This window comes from Gluconobacter oxydans (genome assembly GCF_006539685.1).
Taxonomy (GTDB): Bacteria; Pseudomonadota; Alphaproteobacteria; order Acetobacterales; family Acetobacteraceae; genus Gluconobacter; species Gluconobacter oxydans.
Window position 1 is genome coordinate 1 of record NZ_BJNM01000107.1, and the last position, 510, is coordinate 510.

Sequence of the window (510 nt, forward strand, 5' to 3'; positions counted from 1 at the left end):
CCCTCTGCCCTGACTGCCATGGCGTGCGTCACTGGGGAAAGACCATGACCGAGGGGCGGCAGGATGCCGCTTTGGCCTGGATGGCAGAGGTGAATGGCTGGAACCACACCGAAGCGGCGCGATGCGGAGACCAGGCCATGAAGCAGTGGCATACGCGCAGCCGCCATACCGACTGGCAGTGCGATATCTCCTGGGCAATCAGAACCTACAGTGTTGTGCCGATCAGGGACGGCGAAACGCTGGCCCGCGAGCTGAACCGGAAATTCGTGCGGCAGGCGCAGACGCGCGTTGGCGTCAGGGCCGGGCACATCACGCACATCGAACATCTGATCGGTGAGCGATAGGAAGCAGCCCCCTTCCCCCGCCGGCTGAAGGCTACCGTCGCATTCCAGACGGCTGCCTGATCTGACCCGTTACAGGCCCAGAGGCGGGACCCCGGCCCGATACAGACCTTCGAACAGATCCCCGAGCGCCAGGCGCCGTCGCAAGGTCAGGCGTCGTTGGGCCAGA

1 pseudogene is annotated in these 510 nt (G+C 64.9%); it reads left to right on the forward strand.

Annotated features, from left to right (window positions below):
* A pseudogene (locus tag GOX01_RS12815) lies at nucleotides 1-344 on the forward strand (hypothetical protein); the annotation flags it as partial.
* Nucleotides 345-510 lie beyond the last annotated feature (166 nt).